This window comes from Paenibacillus sp. FSL K6-1230 (assembly GCF_038002385.1).
GTDB classification, from domain to species: Bacteria; Bacillota; Bacilli; order Paenibacillales; family Paenibacillaceae; genus Paenibacillus; species Paenibacillus massiliensis.
The window spans coordinates 2,045,982-2,062,856 of record NZ_JBBOCK010000001.1; the positions used below are offsets into that span (position 1 = coordinate 2,045,982).

General features: G+C 49.3%; 14 protein-coding genes. 10 read left to right on the plus strand and 4 right to left on the minus strand.

All coding sequences use genetic code 11. The features are described from left to right. The first annotated feature begins 42 nt into the window (after positions 1-42). From MKX74_RS09015 to MKX74_RS09035, 5 genes are all read left to right on the plus strand, one after another. Positions 43-1,386 carry a transcriptional regulator gene (locus MKX74_RS09015; protein ID WP_341178147.1) on the plus strand — a complete coding sequence of 448 codons (1,344 nt, stop codon included), beginning with the start codon at positions 43-45 and terminating at the stop codon, positions 1,384-1,386. 286 nt (positions 1,387-1,672) lie between these two features. Next, the gene (locus MKX74_RS09020; protein WP_341178148.1) at positions 1,673-2,155 is read left to right on the plus strand and encodes a tetratricopeptide repeat protein; all 483 of its coding nucleotides are present in this window, start codon (positions 1,673-1,675) and stop codon (positions 2,153-2,155) included. 108 nt (positions 2,156-2,263) lie between these two features. Next, the gene (locus MKX74_RS09025; RefSeq protein WP_341178149.1) at positions 2,264-2,494 is read left to right on the plus strand and encodes a hypothetical protein; all 231 of its coding nucleotides are present in this window, start codon (positions 2,264-2,266) and stop codon (positions 2,492-2,494) included. A 117-nt stretch (positions 2,495-2,611) separates the two neighbouring features. Further along, entirely contained in the window at positions 2,612-3,058 is a 447-nt protein-coding gene (locus tag MKX74_RS09030; RefSeq protein WP_341178150.1) for a DUF6386 family protein, read from the plus strand. Between the two features lie 12 nt (positions 3,059-3,070). Next, entirely contained in the window at positions 3,071-3,505 is a 435-nt protein-coding gene (locus tag MKX74_RS09035; RefSeq protein ID WP_341178151.1) for a hypothetical protein, read from the plus strand. 236 nt (positions 3,506-3,741) lie between these two features. Here MKX74_RS09035 and MKX74_RS09040 read toward each other — a convergent pair whose 3' ends face one another. Further along, on the minus strand, positions 3,742-4,641 hold the full coding sequence (locus MKX74_RS09040; protein WP_341178152.1) for a helix-turn-helix transcriptional regulator: 900 nt from the start codon (positions 4,639-4,641) through the stop codon (positions 3,742-3,744). A 160-nt stretch (positions 4,642-4,801) separates the two neighbouring features. Here MKX74_RS09040 and yicI point away from each other — a divergent pair, with 160 nt between their 5' ends. From yicI to MKX74_RS09055, 3 genes are all read left to right on the plus strand, one after another. Continuing rightward, positions 4,802-7,117 carry an alpha-xylosidase gene (yicI, locus tag MKX74_RS09045; protein ID WP_341178153.1) on the plus strand — a complete coding sequence of 772 codons (2,316 nt, stop codon included), beginning with the start codon at positions 4,802-4,804 and terminating at the stop codon, positions 7,115-7,117. A gap of 266 nt (positions 7,118-7,383) precedes the next feature. Further along, the gene (locus MKX74_RS09050; protein ID WP_231505378.1) at positions 7,384-8,721 is read left to right on the plus strand and encodes an MFS transporter; all 1,338 of its coding nucleotides are present in this window, start codon (positions 7,384-7,386) and stop codon (positions 8,719-8,721) included. A gap of 16 nt (positions 8,722-8,737) precedes the next feature. Next, positions 8,738-8,953 (plus strand): hypothetical protein, encoded by a 216-nt coding sequence (locus MKX74_RS09055; protein WP_341178154.1) that lies wholly within the window; start codon positions 8,738-8,740, stop codon positions 8,951-8,953. Positions 8,954-8,979: 26 nt separating this feature from the next. On the opposite strand, the gene MKX74_RS09060 is transcribed toward MKX74_RS09055, so the two are convergent. Further along, positions 8,980-10,206, minus strand: a complete 1,227-nt coding sequence (locus MKX74_RS09060; RefSeq protein ID WP_341178155.1) for an MFS transporter — start codon at positions 10,204-10,206, stop codon at positions 8,980-8,982. A gap of 370 nt (positions 10,207-10,576) precedes the next feature. Between MKX74_RS09060 and MKX74_RS09065 the strand changes: the two genes are divergently transcribed. Beyond that, positions 10,577-11,245, plus strand: a complete 669-nt coding sequence (locus MKX74_RS09065) for a TraX family protein (RefSeq protein ID WP_341178156.1) — start codon at positions 10,577-10,579, stop codon at positions 11,243-11,245. Positions 11,246-11,337: 92 nt separating this feature from the next. Here MKX74_RS09065 and MKX74_RS09070 read toward each other — a convergent pair whose 3' ends face one another. After that, on the minus strand, positions 11,338-11,694 hold the full coding sequence (locus MKX74_RS09070; RefSeq protein ID WP_341178157.1) for a winged helix-turn-helix transcriptional regulator: 357 nt from the start codon (positions 11,692-11,694) through the stop codon (positions 11,338-11,340). A 128-nt stretch (positions 11,695-11,822) separates the two neighbouring features. On the opposite strand from MKX74_RS09070, the gene MKX74_RS09075 reads away from it, so the two are divergent. After that, the gene (locus tag MKX74_RS09075) at positions 11,823-12,875 is read left to right on the plus strand and encodes a zinc-binding alcohol dehydrogenase family protein (protein ID WP_341180543.1); all 1,053 of its coding nucleotides are present in this window, start codon (positions 11,823-11,825) and stop codon (positions 12,873-12,875) included. Between the two features lie 227 nt (positions 12,876-13,102). Here MKX74_RS09075 and MKX74_RS09080 read toward each other — a convergent pair whose 3' ends face one another. Next, the gene (locus tag MKX74_RS09080) at positions 13,103-16,867 is read right to left on the minus strand and encodes a non-ribosomal peptide synthetase (RefSeq protein WP_341178158.1); all 3,765 of its coding nucleotides are present in this window, start codon (positions 16,865-16,867) and stop codon (positions 13,103-13,105) included. Positions 16,868-16,875 lie beyond the last annotated feature (8 nt).

Here is a 16,875-nt window from a genome sequence, read left to right on the forward strand (position 1 = left end):
CCTTATGTTGATATAAGTTAACACCAGAAGGGTGGTTTACCTATGCAAATCACACCTACGATTCGGACAGAAATCCAAGATTATTTGGAACAGCACAAAATGAACATGAGTCAGTTTGCTGCCAAATCCGGACTCAACGCGGGCACAGTAAGTGGTATTGTAATGAGCAACCGTGCCATATCTGTACATCAACTGGATTGTGTTACACAGGCCATGGAGAAGCCAGAGGATTACTACTATACCCGATATGTTCAGGAATATATGCTGGAGGCATCTCTGGATTGGCGTAGAGTGAAGGCTTTTTTGCAACGCTGCACAGAATTGAACAGACTCGATTGCATAGCTCAGGTTGTATCTGTCCTTATGGACAATGTGGCATATTATGTGCCACTGGTCTTTGAGCTGGCTGAGGAGTTTTTTGATCAGAAGCTTTATGAGGCTGCAGAAATACTTTACGAGAACGTTGCCAGTGGCGAAAGAAATCAGCATTCAGAACGTCTGGCCTTAAGCCAGTATAGATTGTTTACGATTCGTATTGGTGATGATCAATCTCTCAACCTCAGAGTTGCAACACTATTTGAGCCTTACGTGGAGCGCCTGGATGAAATTGATCAGTTGGACGCACTTAAGGATTTAGCCAACGTGTACAGATCGTTACATGAATGGGATAAAGTAAATGCTACGGCCATCAAGTTGAATCGTCTGGCAGAAATTCAATATGGTTTGGAATCGGTCACCAAAGAGCCACTTCGACCCTTATTTTTTTATGTAGCGTATAGCAACTTGTTAATGGGTGGCTTTTATCATGATCAAGGTAACTACGAACTGGCTCTAGAAAAAGCTAACCAGTATGCCGATTTGTCGTGGGTACGAGAGACGGATGCTGATACACTGCACTGGAAGGGCCTGTTCGCAGAATGGGCAAAAGCGAATATCCTGCTAGCCAGACTAATGTCTGGTGATACGCAGCTATTATCAGATTATGTTGAGTTTATCGAGTCCAAGGAAATTGAAGTTACTCGTGGCTTATGGAATATTATGATTGTGGCGAATCGTTTTAAAGTGGATGTAGATCGAATTATAACCAAGTATGAGCAAGAGATCTCTGGTCTTTTGAAGCAGGATAAGAATGAGATATATAACCAACAAAATACGGATGATCAACATATTGGCTTATTATACGAGCTTGCACACTATAATTTAATGAAAGAAAAATATGAAAAAGGCTATCTCCATTTGTTAAAAGGTTTGGAAAAGTCCACTATAATTAATCATGATAACTCTACTCTGCGATTTATGAGATTATTTGAACATTTCCGTAATTATGCGTCAGAGGAAGCTAAGGTAGAGTATCACAATCTAGTCAGAATGGAGGCGATCGTATGAAGAAAATGCTCTCATTGATGTTCGCAAGTGGTCTGGTGGTCATGTTGGTGACGAATACCATTATTACGTTGACCAGCATTCATGGTGGTGGATGACATAAATTATTGATGGCAGAGAACATTCAATTTACCAACCTTTTGTCTCGATTTTTATAACATTATCATGAAATCTATAAGGACTCTTGACCAACTATCATGTCGGTGGAGTCCTTTTATGTTGAAGCAGAGGCAAGCGGTTGTACAAATTATAGCGATCATGTACTGTCTAAGCTAGGGGGAGGTGTATCATGAGTGAGCTTGAACGAGCAATTAAGCTTCGGGAAACGGGACAGCTGGAGCAGGCACAAGAGCTGCTGCTGCGGCTAACTACGGAATTTTCCACTGATCCTGCTGTATGGTATCAGTGCGCCTGGGTGCATGATGTGATGGAGCTGGAGCGGGAGGCTGTCCCGTATTACGAGCAGTCGTTGGCACTTGGATTGGATGGGGAGGATCGCAAGGGAGCATACCTTGGCTTGGGTAGCACCTACCGCACACTTGGCAGGTATGAGGAAGCCGCTTCTACGCTAAAACAGGCCATTTTGGAGTACCCGGGGAATCGGGAATTTGAGGTATTTTACGCCATGGTGCTGTATAATCTTGAGGATTATAAAGGAGCCATGGAACGTCTGCTGCGCCAGCTTGCAGAGACAAGCGAGGATGCAGGCATTCGAGCATACCGGAAGGCGATTCTGTATTACTCAGATAAGCTGGATGACAGATGGGATTAGGCGGGGTGTAGCCACTTCGAACGGGACTTTGACCTTACTGACGAGTACGTTGATCTCGATCATGCCGTCATTCTGTGGTACGGGGCACAGCATGGTGAGCTAGGCAAGGTGAAGCGAAGCGCGAATGCTGCACTGGAGGAAGGCTTTGCTTTTATCATTGATCCGGTTGCTGAACTGCTCGCAGAGAAAGGGATAGCCGAGATCAGTTATATGATAGCCATCCCTGAGATTAGCTATGAGGGCCAGGTCCGGTCCAACGATACTATGGTATTTCTAGGGCAGGTGGAATGTGAGGAGGAGAACAGCAGTTGGCTGGATGAAATTCTGAATGATATGTGAGGTTACATCTTGAAGGGCATCAGTGTGACATAGGAACGGAATGAGGAAGGAAGAAGGAAGAAGGAAGTAAAGAAGAGAGACAGAACGAATAAGAATAGATGGATTGAGGTAGAGGCCATGAACCATGAATTTACAATAGTAACAGACACATCCACCGTAGCGATCTTCGATCTGGCAGCGATTCGCCATCGTTTCGATGATACATCAGATTGGTGGAGCATTCCCGAGGATGAGCTGGATGAGATGAACCAAGGCCATATTTTATTCTTGGGTGTAGGTGCTGACGGGGAATTCAACATATTGGTCGTAGAGCAATTGGATGATGCCGATGGATTGTTACATATGAAGGCACCTTCGGGCCAGATATTTATTGGAGCAGGAGAGGACACGACCGGCGGCGAATTGGAGCCAGATGACTCTACAGCTGTATCCGGGGCTATGCTGACCATGAACCCTGGCAATTATACCGTTACATACCGTATGGAGCACAACACAATACAACTTTCCTTTATCCCGTCCGAGCAAGGAACCAATACACTTGTCGCTCCGATTCGCTTGAAGTAGGGAGGAGCAGGCATGACGGAGAATACTGGACATATGGCCTATGATTTCGAAGGCCTGGAGCGAGAAGTAACTTGGAGTCAGGCGGAGGCCCGAAAGCTATTCCTTCATTACTTTGCACTGAAGAATAGCTATGGCTTCTCCGAGGCGATCGACTACGAGGCGCTGGACACGGTGCTGCAAGACGAGTGCTATCTTGTCTTCAACCATGAGCCTCGTTATAAGGGAAGACAGCTATTTTTCACTGGACATGGGGTTCAGACGACGAAGGAGGCACTACTGGATTTCATGAAAGGCCCGATTGAGCAGCATGACCTGATCGTCCCCTTGCTCATCATACCTGTGGTGGCGCAGACAGCAGCTCATCTAGATGAGCAGAATGGAGCTCCAGCTTACATCATTGCTACCCAGGAGGACCCGGTGTTCGAAATCTGGCGTCGGACAGTCTGACTAGTATCTTGAGTGAATATGACTATGAACTTGAATGATCTCTAGAGTGTATGGTTAGCGGAAAGCGGGGAAGCCCTAGAGAAACGGAGTGCCCATCTTTAAGCTTGCTGATCATCAGATTTTCAATTTCGTTCGAAAGAACAGCAAGCTTAACAATGGTCGACAGGGCTCCCCGCTTGCAGCGGCTCTACACTCATCTTTACTTCGATCAAGGTATTAGCACCTGAGCATGAGGATTACTGATGCAGCTTGCGATATTGTGATGGAGTCAGTCCGTTGTTGCGCTTGAAGGTGGCGATGAAGTAGCTGAGATTGTCGAAGCCGACTTCCATAGCGATATCGACGACCTTGCGGTTGCTGTGCTCCAGCAATCGGCAGGCACGCTGGATGCGATAGCCATTCGTGTATTCCACGGGGCTCTTCTGCACCATCTGCTTGAAGAAGCGGCAAAAATGGCCCTCGCTCATGTGCAGGGTATCTGCAATCTGCTTCAGACGCAGTGGCTCCTGATAGTGAGCATGAATGTAGTCCAGAGCTTGCTTGATGCGCTCGATCTTCTCGTGATGACCAGGTACACTTGCGGTGGCCTCCGCGGGCTGCATGAACGGCTCCAGCAAGGCGAGCAGGGTGTACAGTCTGCCCTTGGTCATCAGCTCAAGTCCTGGAGCGGGCTGGCGATGGTCAGCAATCATGCTGCCAATGATGTCAATAATCTCACGTCCGCCTGGATCGCCTGGGTGGATATGCGCTCTAGGGCGCTTTTTTTTATGCAAAAAAGGCTCAATATACTCAAGCTGTACAATATCGCTAATGTGACAATTCAGCCAATCCGGATGGAATACGACAGCAGAAAAGATGCAGTGCGAATCATCCTGCAGATATCCTGCGTGTAGCTCCCCGCGGTTCACGAACAAGATCTCACCAGCACGTACCAGTGTATAGTTCATATCTGTCTGAAACAGGGCACTTCCTTCCTCCACCAGGATGAACTCCAGCTCCTCATGCCAATGGGGCTCAAGAATGCAGTTTCCATTCAGCTGCTCCACGTCCGGGTATACCCGGACCGGATACATGGCATCCCCGTGCACACGGTCTTCCCGCAGATTCTCTCTCAAACGCAACCGATCCTGGTCCATCTTTATTTACCTCCCTGACATACTGCTGCACATATATAGAATTATGGTATCAAAATACTGATACTATAGGTCAAAATAAAACAAGAAAACCCTTTCTTTAATCAATATCATTATAGTATAGAACAGAGTAGGGCTCCAAGCCCCCAAGGAGGAAGCGGTAATGAAGTTTACGGATGGATATTGGCAAATTCGGAAAGGGTACGATGTGCAGAATCCAGCGGATATTCGGGATATAGCCACGGATGACTCTTCCTTGACCTTGTATGCAGCGAGCAAAAAAGTCCAGCACAAAGGGGATACACTGAACGGAGCACTGCTGAAGACGACCTTTAGCTCCCCCATGCCCGATGTCATTCGTGTACGGATGAATCATCATAAAGGAAAAGTTATGAAAGGACCTGTCTTCGACATTCATACCGAGCCTGTGGATGTGAAGATTACGACTGACGAGCAGACAGCTGTCCTGCAGAGCGGCAAGCTTGATGTCACGGTGAAGCTTACGGAGGGCTGGAGCATTGCCTTCAATTATGATGGTAAGAAAGTCACTGGCAGCGGCCACCGTGGGCCTGCTTATATTAAAGGTCCGAATGAACAGGCCTATTTCCGGGAGCAGCTGGAGCTTGGTGTTGGAGAATACGTATATGGCTTGGGCGAGCGCTTCACTCCTTTTGTCAAGAATGGTCAGGTAGTAGATATCTGGAATGAAGACGGGGGAACGAGCAGTGAGCAGGCCTACAAAAATGTCCCGTTCTATCTATCCAGCAAGGGCTACGGCGTATTCGTGAACCATCCGGAGCGCGTGTCCTATGAGGTCGCTTCGGAGAATGTATCGAGAGTACAGTTCAGTGTAGAGGGAGAGACGCTCGATTACTTTATTATCGGTGGGGCTAATCCTAAAGAAGTGCTAGATAATTATACGAAGCTTACGGGTAAGCCGGCGTTGCCTCCGGCATGGACCTTCGGACTCTGGCTCACCACCTCCTTTACGACCGATTATGATGAGGCTACGGTGAATCATTTTGTAGATGGTATGGCTGAGCGTGATTTGCCGTTATCGGTCTTTCATTTTGACTGTTTCTGGATGAAGGAGTATCAGTGGTGTGACTTCCAATGGGATAAGGATATGTTCCCGGACCCTGAGGGCATGCTGCGGAGGCTGAAGGAGAAGGGGCTCAAGATCTGTGCCTGGATCAATCCATACATTGCAGAGAAGTCAATCCTGTTTGATGAAGGTATGGAGCATGGCTATCTAGTGAAGACTGCGGATGGAAGTGTGTGGCAGTGGGATATGTGGCAGGCGGGAATGGGACTGGTTGATTTCACGAACCCGGATGCTGTGCGCTGGTATCAGAGCAAGCTGAAGGTGCTGATTGATCAAGGCGTGGATTGCTTCAAGACAGACTTTGGTGAGCGGATTCCGACTGATGTCGTCTATTTTGACGGCTCTGACCCACAGAAAATGCACAATTACTACACTCACCTTTACAACAAGGCGGTATTCGAGCTGCTGGAGGAAGAGTTGGGCAAAAATGAGGCGGCCTTATTCGCACGCTCCGCTACGGCTGGCGGTCAGCAGTTCCCGGTTCACTGGGGAGGAGATTGCTCGTCTAATTACGAATCCATGGCAGAGTCATTGCGTGGTGGTCTATCGCTAGGTCTCAGTGGCTTTGGCTTCTGGAGTCACGATATTAGCGGCTTCGAAGCAACGGCTCCGCCAGATGTCTACAAGCGCTGGGTACAGTTCGGATTGCTGTCTTCTCATAGCCGACTGCATGGTAACCATTCTTATCGGGTGCCATGGCTATTCGATGAAGAGGCCGTAGATGTTCTGCGCAGCTTCACCAAGCTCAAGTGCACGCTCATGCCTTATATCTACAGCTCAGCCGTGGAATCCTCCGTGCGAGGCTTACCGATGATGAGAGCTATGGTGCTGGAGTTCCCGGAAGATCCGACGACTCATACGTTGGACCGCCAATACATGTTCGGGGATTCCTTGTTAGTTGCTCCTATCTTCAATCGTGAGGGGGATGTGCAGTATTATCTGCCTGCTGGTCGCTGGACGAACTTGCTGACTGGCGAAGTTAAGACAGGAGAAGCCTGGCAGACAGAGCAGCATGATTTCACGACATTGCCGGTCCTTGTCAGACCCAACACACTACTGGCGATCGGGCAGGAGGATAACCGTCCTGATTACGATTATGCAACAGGGGTCGAGCTCCATCTATTCGAGCTGGAGGCAGATGCGAAGGCTGAAGCCGTCGTTGTGAATGGTCAAGGGGAACGGGAGCTGGCTGCTAAGGCCGAACGTACTGGTGATACGATTCAGGTGAGCGCAGAAGGTGCTGGTAAGCCATGGAAGATTGTACTGCGTGGCATTCAGCAGCTTGCAGGAGTGCAAGGCGGCTCGGCTCAGGTCAGCGCTCAAGGCGTCATCATCACGCCAGAAGCAGGCCATGAAGTGATCATTTCTCTCTAAGTGTGACGCTTAGGTGAGGAGCTAGCGTATATCTGATTATCTAACTATCATAACTGCAGATCGAAGAGGCGCGAGTGACGGGAATATCCCCGTGCACGCGCTTTTTTCATGGTAGCTGGCATCGGTAGAAGCTTGACAGTGTCTGGAGTTACTCACAGACTCTAATGCATAAAATCTTTCCGGAACAACCACAATACAACTATCTGCTTGTGTACTGAATCCTGGGGGGAATGGTATATGAAATCAGGTCCTTGGACATGAAGGGTATGAGTATGAAGTACGGTAATTCAAGTAAAAATTCGGATAAGAATACGAAGCATACACTCTTACTGGCGCTGGGTTCTATTCCTTTGATGATGACGCTTGGCAATTCCATGCTCATTCCTGTTCTACCCGAAATGGCAAGGAAGCTGAACGTTACCTCCCTACGGGTAAGCATGCTGATTACAGTGTACGCTGTAGCGGCCATTATCCTCATACCTATTGCAGGCTACCTGTCTGATCGCTTTGGACGCAAGGCAGTCATTGTACCTAGTCTCATTACAGCGGTTATTGGAGCAGGCATATCTGCTGCTGGTGCGTGGCTGCTTGCAGACCAAGCTGCCTATTGGACGATTATCGGCGGCAGGCTATTGCAGGGAGTAGGTGCGGCCGGGGCTTTTCCAATCGTCATTCCGCTCGTAGGGGATCTATATACACAGGAGGAGGAAGTTAGTCGCAATCTGGGAATTGTCGAGACCTATAATACGTTTGGAAAAGTATTGAGTCCGATTCTGGGTGCGGCTTTGGGAATGGTGCTGTGGTACTTGCCATTGCTGTCCATTCCGGTGTTTTTTCTCATCTCCTTGCTCCTTGTTATATTCTTCGTGTCCGTTCCGCGCCGTAAGCAAAAGGCAGAGGTGGCATTCAAGGAATTTCTGTCAGAGCTCAGGGCTGTGCTGGGCAAAAATGGTCGGTGGCTGTATGCTATATTTGCCATGGGCGGCATTTGCATGTTTGCAATTTTTGGTACCTTGTTCTATTTATCTGAGACGTTGGAGTCCAAGCATCATCTGCATGGCGTTATGAAAGGCGGAGTTCTGGCTATTCCATTGGCTTTTCTATGCGTCAGCTCCTACGTTGGCGGGAAGGTCATTGGTAAGAATAAAGCTCGTATGAAATGGCTTGGCTTTAGCGGTCTTGCTCTTCTTACGATCTGCTTTACCCTCATCTCCTTTTTCAAAAATATCTATATAGAAATCGGACTATTCGCTTTGGGAAGCGCTGGGATTGGTCTGACCTTACCATGCCTGGATTCGTTAATAACACGTGGTATAGAGAAGAAGGAGCGTGGGACAATCACCTCGCTGTACAGTAGTATGCGGTTCGTCGGGGTATCGCTGGGTCCTCCGATCGTATCGCTGTTGTTACATCGGGGGCACAGTCTTCTGTTCATTGTAATGAGCGTGCTCAGCGCTGTAGGAGGGCTGCTAATGCTATTCGCGGTGAAGCCTCGTGAAGACGAAGCAGGTGAGGGACAGGTGAATGATCCCCATGAACAGCAGCGGGGGAAGGACATTGCTCGGCGAACACCAGGTATACGTAAAAAAGCAGGCTACCGTTAGGCAGAAACTTTCTCATATGATACCCACTGAAAATTACACCAAAACAACTCCAGGCTGTGGTGGAACTCTGGCTGAATGGAGTTGTGCCACAACTAAACTGCGTATAGCACAAAAAAGCCGCCTGCCTGATTCAGCCTTCCTAGGGACGCTGGAACAGACAGGCGGCTTTATCTTTTTAAGAAATACGGTATCACTTAAAATCCTCTATCATGTAAGTCCCCGTATCATGTAAGTCATAATATCATGTAAGCCATAATATCATGTAAGCTCAATCGCAGCTTGAGACCGTCTTGTATTCCACTGCAGCCAGAAATACATCAGCACCAGCGCTACAATAGCTGTGGCTGAAATTCTATACATCATCGCATAGCTCGACCATTTCGCGATGGAGCCGAGAAGGAGAGCACCTGTAGCTACCCCGAAGTCCGTAGAATTTAGGAAAGAGCTGCTTGCTGTTCCGCGCTTGCGTGGAGGCACACATTGAATCATCCAGGTCTGGAAGGCTGGCTGCATGCTGCCGAAGCCTGCTCCATAGCACATGGCAGCAAGGTACAGCATCCCATCCGCACGCGCAAAGGATAACAAGAGAAGACCCGTCAGCAAGAGTAGAGAGCCTGGTCCAATAATAGCCTTATGGCCGAACCGATCATAGAGTCTCCCTGCAAAGGGCCTAACCAGCAGCACTGCTCCTGCAAGGAATAGGAAAAAGAAGGCTGCATGTGTCAAGCCCGCTTCCTGGCCGAATAAGACCATGAAGCTAAGCAAGCCGCCATAAGTAATGGCCATGAGATAATTCAGAAAGGAAGGCAGCCAGAGCTTGCGCCATAGCGGTACTCCGTCATTCTCCTCGCTAGACACGGTTGCTTGCCTTGCGTTCACGCCGGCATCCTTCCCAGATTTCGAAGGGTCTGGGAGTTGTCTCAGCAGCCATATAGTCATGGGTACGACTAGAATAATCACAGCGCAGGTGGTGTATACTAGCGCATTAAACCCTCCGTATTGCAGGAGACTAATGCCAATCGTGGGTCCGATGGACATGGCTAGTGTTGAGGATAGGCCAAAGTAGCCCATGCCTTCACCCATTCGCTTGGCAGGAACAATATCTGAAGCCATAGTGGGAAATGTAGTGCTGCTAAGCCCAAAGCCAAGCCCGAAAATCACCCGCATCAAGAGCAGAATACCTACCGTAGGAGCCAGCACATAACCGAGAGTCCCGGCTAGAGCAAGCGCGAGCCCGATCAGGACGATATACGCTCGAAAGCCCTTTTCCAGATAACGGGTCGAGAGAACACGAGCAACGATCGCACTGAGGGCGAATAAGCTCGTGACCAATCCTACCTGAATCGCACTGGCAGAGAAGGCGTCTTTTACGTAAGACGGCAATGAGGGGACGATCATTTGTAGCTCTAAGAATAATAACAGGTTAACGAAGGTCAAAATAACAAAATGCTTGGTCCATAGACGTTCTGTGATGTGTTGTTGCATGTAGCTTCTCTCCCTATCTAGTGGCAGCTTGAGGCTGCTTCTCTCTGAATCTATAAGGCACTATCCTGTGAGAATCTTTCATGTACGAGCCTGATGACAACGAAAAGAGAACTCAACAATAATACAAAGCTTGCATGAAGCTCAAAAAAAGGATTCCAGGCCTTATGGCCTCGAATCCCGCTGCACTCCTTATTAGTGGCACGAAGTAATAATCCGCTTCTCACTTTCGGATACCTATTAATATTTTGACATAATTTCGACACAATGACAAGCTATAACCCTATAGCTATAGTATAATTAATAAAATATCTTGCATGCCTGCGGACTTCACCCGGGATCAGGATACACATTCAGGGAGGAGATAACTGCTGTGCACTGGCTTGCTATGATTACCATGCTGATTGACCATATTGGAGCTGTTTTTTTTCCAGGATCAGCACCTTGGCGAATGATTGGGAGAATTGCTTTCCCTATCTATGCCTTTGCTCTATATATGGGCTATGTACATACGAGGAATCTGACCAAATACATGCTGCGTCTTGGTGCACTAGCGCTGATCTCGCAGCTGCCCTTTATGCTGGCCTTCGACACGAACGGTCTTAATGTAGTCTGGACTCTGTTAGCATCACTAGGATCTATCGCCATTGCTGATCGAATGAAGCGTCTATGGCTAGTCGTTCCAATGTATATCTTGGTTGGACTATTCATGGAAGCAAGCGACATGGATTACGCTGCATATGGCCTGTTACTTGTGCTGATCTATCGGTATTGCAGAGGCTTCTGGATGATTCCGGCCCATCTCGTGCTGAACCTGCTGTATGAGCTTAGATATTCCTTACCTTACGGAGAGATAACGTTATTCCAGATGACACAGCATTTAAGTCTTGTATCTACAATACTTATCGTGAGCCTCCGCTCCTTGCCGTCATTCATTCGCCCACGTGTGCCACGCTGGCTCTGGGTCAGCTTTTACCCGCTGCACCTGTCGATCATTGTTGCCATAAGGTATTACCTCGATTACACCATACTTGAGCAATAATCGTGCCATCGTTTTAGCTGAATACCGAGACGTAACAGAAAAGCCGATTCACAATGTGGATCGGCTTTTCTGCGTTGTTGCTATAGATACCGCTAAGATCTGACAAGAGTCTGATGTCTATGCTGCTCTCCCCATTCCTTCATCTTCATGATAATAGGAATCAGGGTCTGGCCAAAGGAGGTCAGTGAATACTCCACCTTGGGAGGAACCTGATGATACACCTCACGGTGAACGATACCGTCCTGCTCTAGCTCACGCAGCTGCAGGGTCAGCATACGCTGGGTAATCGTCGGACAGATCCGGCGGAATTCATTGAAGCGAACAGGCTGCTCAATCATATGATAGAGTAGTATGCCCTTCCACTTGCCGCCTATGATATCCAATGTGTAGGCAACGGGACAACCCTCTTCATTTGGACATTCCCCATACTTGCTGCTGTAGTCCTCCAATAGACTCACTCCTTACAGTATAAAAAAAGATACTACATAACATTAATGTGCCTACTTATGATTTTAGAACAATTGCGTTATATTTACAATCATAGAGCGACCCAATAAGATCCAAGGAGGAATAGATGATGAATGAAGCACCCAAAGCAACCATGAAAGCAGTTGGTCTATACCGTTATCTGCCCATTGCTGATCCAGATAGTCTAGTGGATGTGGAGCTGAAGACTCCAGCAGCAACCGGTAGAGATCTACTGGTGCATGTAAAGGCCGTCAGTGTAAATCCGGTCGATGTCAAGCAGCGCGCCCCCAAGGATAAAGCAGAGCAGGAAGCGCGGATACTGGGCTGGGATGTAGCAGGGATTGTAGTAGAGACTGGCCCGGAATGTACATTGTTCAGACCAGGCGACGAGGTCTATTATGCAGGCAGCCTTATCCGTCCCGGAGGCAACAGTGAATATCATCTTGTGGATGAGCGGATTGCAGGTATGAAGCCTGCTTCGCTGGATTATGCAGAGGCGGCTGCTCTGCCCCTCACTGCAATTACGGCCTGGGAGGGGCTGTTCCATCGTCTTGGTGTAGGGCTCACCCCAGCTGAGAATGAGGGCAAGACATTACTAGTCATTGGAGCAGCAGGTGGAGTGGGGTCCATCGCCATTCAACTGGCCAAGTACGCTGGATTGCGCGTCATCGGCACGGCTTCACGGGAAGAGTCCGTTGCATGGGCCAGGTCTATGGGAGCCGATGAAGTGATTAATCATCATGAACCCTTCCTGCCACAGCTTCAAGCGTTGGGTCTGGAAGGGGTGGATTACATCTTCTGCTTGAACAGTACCGAGCTGCATTGGCCTAATATGGCTGAATCCATCAGCCCGCAAGGGAAAATCTGTTCTATTGTGGAGACAAAGCAAGCGCTTGACCTCAATCTGCTAATGAGCAAAAGTGCAACCTTCGTCTGGGAGCTGATGTTCACCCGTTCTATGTTCCAGACAAGTGATATGATCAGGCAGCATGAATTGTTGAATGAGATATCGGGTCTAATAGATCAAGGCCTGATCCGTTCCACGCTGACTACACGACTGCGACCCATTCACGCAGCCAATCTGCGAGAGGCTCACGCATTGCTGGAGACAGGCAGCACAATTGGAAAGATCGTAATAGAAGAGTTCGAGGGGAATATCTGACTTCTACGCAGTGTACCGGATGTGTAGCAACAAATACGTTTTCGGAAAACGCATCAAAAAACGCGAGCATTCAAGACAAGACGTCTCTGAATGCTCGCGTTCTGTTGTACTGACATTTGAATTAGCCATTCTATATTACGGAGCTACAGCATGCTACCAGCTTTAACGGACTCAAGCGAATGTTCAAGCTGTGAAGTGTAAGTGATGCTGAAGCTCTGTACCCAGAATCAGCGAGCAGCGGATGGCTGCTGCAGCACGGCGGGCTGCGGGAAATACCCTACGTCTATGGCATGCTTCACCATCTGCTGGATGAATGCCTGATCGGTCACAGGGCAGCGAACACCAAGCTGCTCTAGACGTGCGGCTGTCACAGCGCAGCCATAGCGGTAAGCGGAGGATTTGGCTCCGTCTCCCTCCAGTTGGCCCATAGCCAATTGCAACGCATCATCCTGCACTTGACTGCTCGGATTCAGCAGCCAGGAGGTGTATTCTGCGAATGGCAGGGTGTCAATGGTATAGCCTAGCTCACGCATCATATCAATCAGGTCTGCATAAGGCAATGGCTGAGGATTGCAGATATGATAGATGCGGTTCGCGCTCTCCGCGTTGAATGCCAATTCGACTACTGCCCGGCTCGCATAGTCAATAGGTGTAAAGTCCGTATCCCAATCCGCCTCGGGAGCTTTGTTCAGCAATAGCATGGCTTTGAGCATCCGGTAATAGGCATTGCTCTCAATGTTGGTCTGGAACCGCCCGCTGGTTGAATGACAGGACAGGTTGCCCGCTCGATAGGCTGTGACAGGTATTCCTGAGGCAGCAGCCTCGAACAACAGACGTTCAGCATCAAGCTTACTGTTGGAATACAGATTCTCAAGCTGCATATCCGCCGGGAAGGAGGAATGCTGTAGTGCGCGCTCCCATTGTCCACTCATTGCCAGATCCTCGGGAATCCCCATCGTTGAAATGTGGTGGAAGGACATGCCTGGTCTGGAAGCAGCAAGATCAAGCAAGGCACGTGTGCCACTTACATTCGTACGCTCAAATGCAGCTGAATCACCAAAGTGTCGCACGTCAGCAGCACTGTGGATAATAGCATCCAACTGCTCACTAAGCAGCTTGTGAATCTCTGGGAGCATTCCCAGATTAGGCTCCTCCAGATTGCCGTATACGATGGTTACCCGGTCGCGCAACACATGGGCAGCGGATGCGCCGAAGTATTCCGTTAGAATCCCAGCAAGTCGCTGATAGGCTGCCTCTGTCTCCGTATGACGCATCATGACGAAGACCTCTGCCTCAGTAAAGCGCAGTACATCATGTAAGATATGTGAGCCGAGATAGCCAGAAGCGCCTGTAATCAGCAGCTTGTGAATCGGCCTTGGAGCAAAGGACTGATCCGGTACAAATTCCAGCGGATGCTCATTCAGCTCAATCTTGGGACCTTGCTGTGTAAGATTTACTTGCTGCTCGGCGCCACTTGCGGATAATGGCTGCTCGGATTGCTGAGCCAGCTGTTGAACATAATCAGCCAACTGATGCGCCGTCGTATGACGGAAGAAATCACCGATCCGGAGTCCCGGATAATGAGGCTTGAGCTTGGCCAGCACATGGATGATGTGTAACGAGTTCCCGCCAATACGGAAGAAATCATCGTCACGCATAATGCCACCATGCCCAAGTACCTCTTGCCAGGCATCAGCGATCCGCTGCTCGGTTTCCGTCTGAGGAGGCTCCCCTGGCAATGCATTGCTCTGTACGTATTGCTCATGTGGCATCGAGGCCAGCTTCTTCCGATCCAGCTTGCCAGTTGGCGATAGCGGCATCCGCTCCAGCCCAATGATGAAGTCGGGAATGAAGTAGGATGGGAGCTTCGCTGCCAGGTGTGCCTTAATGTCCGCAGTCTCAAGCTCTGTACCATGCGTGGTGGTATAGTAGCCAACCAGCATATTCTGTCCCTGTGCATCCTTCTTGGCAATAACAGCTACGTCCTGGATATCGGCGTGACGAGCCAGCTGCTCTTCAATCTCACCAATTTCAATACGGTTGCCCCGGATTTTGAGCTGGGAATCCTTGCGTCCGGCATACTCCAGAGTACCATTTGGCAGCAAGCGAACAATATCGCCTGAGCGGTACATACGACCTCCAGGAATGAATGGATTGTCTACGAACGACTGTGCTGTTCGTTCTGGCTGGTTCAGGTAGCCTTTGGCAAGTGCAGGTGTAGCAATGCACAGCTCTCCCGGCACATTGACAGGGCAGAGGCGGTTTTCCTCATTAAGAACATAGACTTGATAATTGTGGATCGGTCGCCCGATCGGAATGTGAACCTGCTCCTCGTCCACGGCACCACGAACCCGATGTGTGGTTGTAGCTACGGTGCATTCAGTAGGTCCATAGACGTTAACAATGTCCGTTCGTGTACCAAATTTCTTCTGGAATGCCCGGACTTGGTTCCCGTAGAGAGCCTCTCCTGCAACCGTAATAATCTTCACCCGGGACAGCTTGCGATAGCCCTCATCCGATAGATAGGTGGATAGCTGATTGAAGAATACGGTAGGCAGAATCGTAATAATGGTAGTGCCAGTCCGCTCGACAGCCTCTGCAAATTCTTCGACGGATACCCTCTCCTCGGAAGAGAGTAAGTATAGCTTAGCCCCGTAAAATAACGCGCCGATGGTATCCCAGATCGAGGCATCGAAGCTGTAGGTTGCGAACTGGGTCAGCACATCGTGTGGTTCAATGTCGCAATCCCGCTGCACGACGGCTCCAAGGTTCACGACACCGCGGTGGGCGATCAGTGCACCCTTCGGTCTACCCGTTGAGCCAGAGGTGTAGATAATATAAGCAAGATCGTCTGGGCTCACATCCAGCTGCGGATTGGCAGTCTCACGCCCGACGAGTAACTCCTCTAGGATCAGAATCTCCCGAACGGTCGAGATGGTTGAGCAGAGCTCAGCAGCTTGCTCTTGATAGGACTGCTTCGTCAGGACGTAAGCGGAGCGAGTGTCTTCGACGATGAAGCCGTTACGCTCCGCAGGGTGGTCTGGGTCTACTGGTACATATACGCCGCCTGCCTTCATGATGCCAAGCAGTGAGATGACAGTCTCGATGCTGCGTTCCATGTAAATCGTGACGAAATCACCCTTTGCAAGTCCTCTGGACAACAGCTCCGCGGCAATTTCGTTCGCGCGGCTGTTCAATTCCCGATAAGTAAGCTCTACTGTACCTGAGGCGATGGCTCCATGCTCAGGATACTGAGCGACTGCGTTTTCGAACATGCCGTGAATGGTCTGCTGCTCCGGGTAAGGTACCTCTGTTGCATTAAGCTGTTCATGCGCAGCGCGATCATAATCGCTCAGAATATCATACGAGCTGATGGACTTCTCGGGCCCGGCTACTGCTTCTGATGCTATTACGTTGTAATAGGAAGCATAGCGCTCCATCGTGTCAGCCAGCAGTAGCGAGCGATCATACCGAATGTGAACATGATACGCGTCTTCCTCGGTTGCTACATGTACAGCGATAATAGGCTCGGGCATAGCTTCAGGTAACGACTGCAAGGATTTTGCCGATTCAGCAGTGTCCTGTACCTTGTCGCCAGCCTGCAAATATGAGAACACAACCTCCGCACCGATCTCTGTGAGTCGGGATGCGTTAGAGGAATGAAGATCATGGCACTGGTTCATTAGCTCGGACATCGTTAAGGACGGTTGCAGCTCTAACTCCCACACATTCCATCCCGCCGTGTTACTGTAGATGAGGGAGGCCAGCTCGGTCTCCGCAGAGAGTCTGTACATCCAGGCAAAGAATACGGCTGTGAAGAACGCTTCTTGTTGCGCTACAGGAATCTTGGCCTGCACAGCTTCATATACGGTCCGGTCAAGCTGTACATTCAAGTTGTCCTGCTCGTAGGTTCGGTGTCTGCGATTACGATCGAGCGGAATAGGAAGTGCCTGAATGACTGGGGCAGTAATATTCGTATTGGAATGACTCATGTTCAGAT